The organism is uncultured Mobiluncus sp. (assembly GCF_947254095.1).
Classification (GTDB): Bacteria; Actinomycetota; Actinomycetes; order Actinomycetales; family Actinomycetaceae; genus Mobiluncus.
Genome location: NZ_CAMYBV010000034.1, coordinates 1 through 7,603 on the forward strand (window position 1 = coordinate 1; position 7,603 = coordinate 7,603).

The window sequence follows — 7,603 nt, forward strand, 5'->3', positions numbered from 1 at the left end:
TCCAGTATTCCCGGCATTGCTCGGTCAGCTTCACGATGGAGGGCGACACCTGGATCTTCGCCAATCCCCCGTCCGTGCCGGCCGTATAGATAAACGGTGTAGCGGTTTCACGAGCGGCCGCGTCCATCTCTACATAGTCCGCCACCGTCGTCGGGTTTTCGGCATTGTCCGGCAGCGGCCTAAAGTGTTTCTTAAACCGCAGCTCAGAGTAGGCGAAATCCGCCGGCGTGTAGGGCAGGTTCATCAGCTGGGTTTTTCCGTCCGCATCGTGGTAGCTGAGTTTGTAGCTCGACCACAGCTTTTTCACATCCGGATTGCCGTCGATGATGAAACGGTCACTGAATTCGGCGTGTGCCGGTTCGTGGACAAACAGCGGGCTGATACGCGATTTCACCGCCAAGCGGCTGTGTTCACTAGCCATGTCGTCCCCGATACCGTGTTCGGGCTGGCAGGGGGTGTACACGTCTATCAGCGCCGGGTAGTCGACCTGGGCCAGGGCGCGCGACACGTTCTTAAGGAAGTGCCCTTGGTAAGCCGTGGAGGTGGACACCACCAGGACGTTGGGGTGCATTGCCGCCAACAGCCCCAGCTCTTTGCGCTGCTCAGACTTGCCTTTCAAGTATTTGCCGTAGCGGGACAGGTCCGCGTCCTGCCCCTCCAGGGAGGCCGTGGAGGCTTGGCCGCCCGTGTTGGAGTAAGCTCCCGTGTTCAACACCAGCATCTTTATGGGGGTTCCGGACGCCAGGATACGGCTCATCGCCCCGAAGCCAATGTCGTAGGACGCACCGTCGCCGCCGATGGTCATCACCGCGGGCATCAACGCGAGTTCCTCGTCCGTGAACTGTTTCCATTCCGGAGCGTCGTTCGGAATGTCCGCGCCGGTCGCGCCCGCCAAAATAGCCCGGGCTTGCCGCAGCGCCAAAACGTCCATCGACAAATCGGCCGCCAGCCCCTCGTAAATGCCTTTCGCCAAGGGCTGCGCGTCTTGGAACAGGCCGTTGACCCACGGCTGCTGGTAAGGGTTAAACGGCGCGGTCGAGGCGTAAACCGAGGAACACCCGGTCGAGTTCGCGACCACCGCGGCCGCCGGGCCCCGCCCTCCTGCCGGCCCTTCGTAACGGTACAGACGCTGCTCCAAACGTGCGCGCACCTGGTCAATCAGGGCACCCAGCTCAGCATCGGTGACGGTTTGGCGCTTGGCATCCAGAGCCGCCACCAACTCCTCGAGTTCCTGGCGGTGGCGCGAAACCCGGCCGTTATTAATATCGTTGGCCAAAGCCATGGTTTGGCGCACAGCCGTGACTTCGCCACACCCGCGGCACGCCCCGTGCCCGCCGATGGTCGCGTAATAGTTGTCGCGGTCCAGGAAAATCCGTTTCATATCCAGGCTGGGCCCACTGTTCGGGTCACTGAATTCAGCAGGCGAATTCGGCAGTTTCGTCAGGAACGCAAACCGCTGCTGGGCCGTGGCCAGCACCTCGTCGTCCTGGTCGGTGCCAATCAGGGCGTTCGGGCCGCACACCGCCACACATTCCAGACAGCCGGTACACTTCCACGGGTCTACGGTCGCGCTAAACAGGACTCCCGCGCCGGGTTGGCGTTTTTCAGTGGAGTCAAAGAACGGTCGGGTGCGTGCCACCGGGAAGGTCCGTAACGTGTCTGCCACCGCCGCCACCGCCGCGGCATCGGCGTTTTGCGAGGTCGCCACCTCGGTAAAGACATCCGCAATTGCCGGACGCGCCTTCGTGTCCAGCAGCGCCTGGCGCATCGCCCCGGCAATGGCGTCCACCTGCGACTTTAGGGAGGCGCCGGCCTCGCCAGACTGCTCTATCGCCGTCTGAAGCAAGGTGTCGATACCAAACACCGTGTTCGGAATCGCCCCGTCCGGGCAGGCCAGGGCGCATTCCATACAGCCGGTACACAGGCTCGCCTCAAACACCGGGATGGTCCGGCGGAACAGACCCTTGTCCTTTGTGGCCGAGGACCCCGGGGGCAGGAAGTAGCCAGTGCCAGGGTAAACCGGGGACTCGCTAATGGTGCCCTGGGCAAAGGGTTCCGCCACGACCCGGTGGAAATAATCCCGGTCAAACAGTCCGGACGTTAGCGCGCAACCGGTAGAGCCGCGCTGGCACATCGTGGCTGACAGGGAGGCGTCCAAAACTGGGCGAGCCTGGGCAGATTCGCCGCCCTGAGCCGCGCCCGCACCACCAGACGCGCCCGGGTCGGCGTCGAGCTGTTCCCAATCGACCTTTTGCGTGGCGGCCGCCCCGTCCTTGACGACCGCCATATTTGCTTCCACAATCGCCGGGCCTTTCGCCCCGAACTTGTGCTCAATCTGTTCGCGAATCTTGGCCAACATATCCGCTTCGCTGGCCCCGGAAGCAATCCGGTCGACCTTGGTGGCGATAGCCCCAATGAAAGCCACGCCCATCATGCGGGTTTGCAAGCCCGGATCCGGGGCGTGCTTCAGCGCAACCCCGAACGCGTCGAGGATAAACAGGTTAATGTGCTTGTCCCGAATGATCTGTTTCGCCCGGCGCGGCAGGCTCGCCCACAGCTCGGCGGGAGTTTTGTCAGACTGCAAGATAAACGTCCCGCCCTCGGCCAAGCCCTTCAGCGGGTTCGTGTGGGCAAACACCATGTGGTCCGGGCTGACCACAATCTCTACGTCCTCCAGCTCGGCGTTCGTAATCCTGATGGTTTCCGGGCTCAACGTGATGTAGTAGTTCGTGGCCGCCCCCGATTTTTCCGAACCGTACTTCGGAGCGGCTTTGCTGTGCAAGTGCAGCATTTCAGCCAAAATGTCGGCCAGCAGTTTCCCGGTCGCAATCGTGCCGTAGCCGCCCACCGAGTGGAACCTAATCCGCATCGCTTCCTTGGGCAGCAGGTCTTTCGGGTTTTCTTCCAGGTGAAGGGCCATTTTGGCGGTTTCCGGGTAGGCTTCGCGCAGCCGGTCCTGCATCGCCTTTTGCTCCCCGGTCGCGTCATCGGCAAAGAACGTCGAGCCAATATAGAACTCGGGAGCGAGGTCGCCGGCCTGCATCGCTTTGAACGTGGCGATGAGGTGGCGCGGCTGGACATCATGGCCGCCCAAGCCAAAGAATCCGGTGGACAGCTGGGGCATTTCCCCGGTTTTCACCGCCGGAATATCCGGGTAGCGCGCGGGCAGGTCACGTTTGGCTGCCCCCGCGTTTTGGCCGGCTTTCACCAGGGCGCCGTTGACGAACTTCGTCAAGGCCGCCTGGTCGGAACGCTCCAGCACCGTCACGGCTTTCGCGCCCTTGAGAGCCGCCACCAACTCGGCCTCCGGGAACGGCTGCAACATGACAATCTGGACCAGACCGACCTTGAGACCCCGATTCCGCAAGTACGGCAGTACCGCCCGCACGTCCTCGCAAATCGAGCCGACACCGACCATGATGAAGTCGGCGTCCTCGCAGTTAAAGGTCTTCACCGGGGCGTAATCGCTGCCGGTCAGGGCGTTATATTCGTCCATCGCCTGACGCACTAGGCGCGGCACGTCCGCGACAAAGTGGGTGTGGTGGTCGGCCACCCCGGCTTGGAAATCGGGCTGGTTTTGCACCGGGCCGGTCAAGCCCGGATTGTCGATATCCACCAGGGAGGGGATAAGTTTGCGGGTGCCTCGCGCCGGAGCGTTGACCCACTGGCGGCGCCACTTGGCGACTTCCGCCGCAGGCAGATGTCCCGCGATTTCTCGGTCAAACAGCTCGCCGCAGCAGTCATTTTCGATGGCTTCGGCGTTATCGGCGCAGTTCAGGAACGACCGCAGCGCCTCGAGGGAGGCGGGCGCCAGCACCGACCTTGTGCTCTCCAGGAACTGACCAAACTGGAAAACCCGGCCTTTGGCACCAAACAAGATTTCCTGAGCGGCGGTGGGGCAGGGAATGTAGCCCTTGGGATCGCCCAAGTATTCCTTAACCAGGTCGGCTTCCGGCAGGCGCGCTTCGCTCATCATGTGGGAAGTCGCGAAACCGTCCATGCAGTTCGCCACGGGAATCAAGGACAGGGATGAGGCGCGGTAAGAAATCAGCGCCAGGTTCGCGGCCTCCTCCGGGTTTGCCCCAAACAGGACCGTATAACCGGCCGGGAGCAGGGCATATACGTCATCGTGGCCGCCCATCACGTTCAGCGAGTGGCGGGAGACGACGCGCGCCGCGACCTGCAGCACGAAGCCGCCGATACGCTTGCCGACAGTGACATAATGGGACTCCAAGCCATAGAGGATACCTTGCGAGCTGGAGGCGTTCGAGATGAACTTGCCGCCGGTCAGCGCCGCGCCCATTGCCCCGGACTGGGCGGAATGCTCGCCCTCGGGCTCAAAGAAGAAGGGGTGCTGGCCCCACACGTTCTTTTGACCTGCCGCCACCGCAGCTTCGAACGTTTCCGAGATTTCCGTCGAAGGGGTGATGGGATAGCCGATGACGCCTCCACACACCATGTTCATTACGCGGGCAACCGCGCCGTTGCCGTTGATAACTTCCACTTTGCCGGGATACTTCGGCTGGTCTACCATTACAGATTCCTCTCCGATGGGATGATTTTGGGATTGCGTGGCCGTGGCCCAGTGATTCGAATCCTACCCCGATTTTAGTAACATCTCTTTACCCGCGCGAGAACTCAGAGTGAGAGGTTGTTGGCTGTGACCCCTGGAATTGTTAGGAATGCATGGGTTAGTGCGGTTTAGCATTTAGGAAAGGTAGGGAATCAGGTATTTGACCAGGAACTCCGATGAGGTGCTGTCGGTGTAGATGTCGCCGGGAATTTTCTGAGGTTTCTCTTTCCCAATAACCCAAGTCGCCCGCCAGTGAATCCGGCAGGTAATCGTGTAACGGCCGATACGTTGATATTTGTGGGTGACGGTGCCGTCCGGCCAGGGCGCTCCCGCGTCCGCGCCGGAATCCGTGGTGTTGCCATCGCCCCATTTCCATTCAAACCGAACCGGGACAGCGGTGATGGTCAAGGTCTGCGACACCACTGATTTTTCGAACTTCTGAGGCTTGGCGTCCGCCCAGACGAACAGGTCTTTATTCACAGCTACGTGACCTTTGCCGGGGTTCATAAACAATTTCGGGGGCTCAACTTTAACTTTCAACGCCTCGCGAAGCTCCCGGTTCCAGTCATAGGAATTTTGCTTGGAAACACCGTTTTTCGGCTTTTTCTTACCTTTCGACCCGCCTTTGCCGTTCGCGCCGGACTTCGAAAGAAGTGGGTTATATTCGTACGAGTGGGAGCCGGCGAAGGACCCGCTGATGACCCCCTGAATCACATTCCCAATCCCGCTGAAATCCCCGACGAGAGCGTTCGCCGAGTCGACCCCCACTCCTGAAAGCGCAAATGAAGTCACGATAGCTGCAGTAAACATACGGACGCGCCGGGAAAAACTCACTTTTTCAAGCTACCGCGCCAGAAGTGCGCCACCCAAGCCGACGCTAGACGGGACGGGAGCCGCCTGCCAGGGATTTCAAGGAAACACACGGAAACGAAGTGTGGATTGCCAACTTTTTTGCCAAGATGAAATATTTTTTGGACTTATAGGGTGGGATATGGGCTGTAGCTGCCATTATTGGCAGCTACAGCCCATATCCCCCTGTTTATCCACAGGGGCAGCAAAAACGGGGTTTTCCACAGGTAATCTGAATCGACGTTGATTTTGTTTCCGGCCGTGCCGCAAGGTGGGGTTATGAAAACGAAAAACTACGGGATTTACACGGCAAAACAGCTGCTCACAGGCTACACGAAGCGGCAGATTGAGGCTTTAGTTAAGGCTGGAAGCCTGGTGCGGATTATGCGCGGCTGGTACGCCGGGCCGGAAGCCGACCCGGATGTCGTCCGCGCGCTAAAACTTGGAGGCAGGCTGGGCTGCCTGTCCGGGTGCGCGAAGTACGGTCTCTGGGTTCCCCGCCAAGCCAAAACGCACGTAATCTTGCCAACCAACGCCAACCTGCCCGCTGCGGGATTCACCGAATTTCACCGCTGCGCCGCTCCCCAGCACTCCCCCGTGTTTGACTTGGAGGACTGCTTGTTCCAAGCCATGCGCCATCATGATGCCGAGACAGGGTTGATTGTGCTGGAATCGGCGCTGCAGTTGCGGCGTATCAGCTACGAACAGGCCAAACATCTGGCATCGCGAGTGCAAAAGAAAAAAATGGCGACCTACCGGTTTCTCGACCGTGGGGCGCAGTCTGGCAGTGAAACTCGGGTCAGGTTATTTTTCCAGCGTCGCGGGGTCAGCGTGCACACCCAGAACCGGACTGCGCCCGGATGGGTAGACTTGCTGGTCGGCAACTCGTGGATTGTGGAATGCGACGGGAGGGAGTTTCACGACAGCTCCAGCGCTTTTGAGACTGACCGCGAGCGAGATTTGTCGAACGCCACCGTCGGATATCTGACTACTAGGCTGAGCTACCGCCAGATTTGGCACGAGTGGGAGCACACGAAACAGAGGCTGAGCGTCATTCTGCAAAGGCGCCGACACCGTATTTGCCCTCGGGTTTGAAAGCGCTCTAGCTTTGAAATCGACCCGAATTCGCAGCCAGGGGGTACTGGCGACCCAGACGTGACGACACCCCAGTGGATTCGCAGGAAGTATTGCCGGGGATTTGCCGACGGTCGACAATCAACTTTGCGACAGAGTTGAAACTAACAACGATATTGGTGCCAATACAGGGGCTAACGTCAGAGCTGGAGCTGGAGCCTGAGTCCGCACCGGCAGCAATGTTTGAGTTGAATCTGGATCCGGCGGATTACAAAATATCGGTAAAAATAGCCCCGGATTCGCGATGCTGCTGGATTAGCCAGGTTGCGAGGCCTCCAAATTTGCCCGATTTGAGAGGCTCGCAAAGGTGCGCGCCAAACTTCATGAATGTAATTGTGGATATTTGATAACAACCGCCGGGATTTTCGGTGCAGCCCCATTCGTCCGCGAGATGCAAGGCGTCCAGATATCTGGAATTGAGAAATCCGCAAAGCATTCGCCATTCCCTGCAAAATACCCCTTTCCGCCTTGATTCCTGTACTGCTTTGTTTGAATCCTGGGATTATAAGGTGGGATTTGGGCAGTAGCTGCCAATAATGGCAGCTACTGCCCAAATCCCACCTTATATCCGCATACCTCACAGCCAATGCCTGTATTCGAACCCAACATTTGACCGGAACCAGGCGACGATTCCACCGTCGAATATCCCTACCAAATGGCTTTCAACTGAGGTTTTGCCATACTAGCAGTAAAGTTGACGATACTTCGGTGGCCGCGTCCCTGCGCTGATTAGCCACCCTTGTTCGCCGCACCCCTGCGCCGATTTGCCATACTGGCTGGCCGCGCCTGAGTACATCAGCGGTTTTACACGGCCGAGCATCCGTCATACTAACCGCGCCCAGAAGCCCTCCCGCGACGGCCAGGAGGACCCAAAACTCGACCTCTCTAAAGCCCAACCGGCACCGAGTAGAATTGTTTATGCTGCTGCCACACCACCCCGCAATCGTTGAATCTGCGCGGTTTTTAAAAACACCCCGGCGGCCTTTTTCAATTCATCTGACCAAAATTCCACCCTTTATTACCCAGAAGAAGGGTTTTTTTGAAGAT

General features: G+C 59.1%; 3 protein-coding genes. 1 reads left to right on the forward strand and 2 read right to left on the reverse strand.

Features of this window, described 5'->3' with window-relative positions; translation table 11 throughout:
• Together Q0X47_RS08185 and Q0X47_RS08190 are read right to left on the reverse strand one after the other, a co-directional pair.
• Positions 1-4,534, reverse strand: a 4,534-nt coding sequence (locus Q0X47_RS08185) for a 2-oxoacid:acceptor oxidoreductase family protein (RefSeq protein ID WP_297724893.1), incomplete at its 3' end; no start/stop codon positions are given.
• Positions 4,535-4,708: 174 nt separating this feature from the next.
• Complete coding sequence (locus Q0X47_RS08190) at positions 4,709-5,407, reverse strand: PKD domain-containing protein (RefSeq protein WP_297724895.1); 699 nt, start codon at positions 5,405-5,407, stop codon at positions 4,709-4,711.
• Positions 5,408-5,701: 294 nt separating this feature from the next.
• Between Q0X47_RS08190 and Q0X47_RS08195 the strand changes: the two genes are divergently transcribed.
• On the forward strand, positions 5,702-6,517 hold the full coding sequence (locus tag Q0X47_RS08195; protein ID WP_297724898.1) for a hypothetical protein: 816 nt from the start codon (positions 5,702-5,704) through the stop codon (positions 6,515-6,517).
• Positions 6,518-7,603: the final 1,086 nt, after the last annotated feature.

What these genes read in the sequence shown, in the direction of transcription:
- Q0X47_RS08195 (WP_297724898.1), top strand. Translation starts at nt 5,702, where the DNA reads ATGAAAACGAAAAACTACGGGATTTACACGGCAAAACAGCTGCTCACA.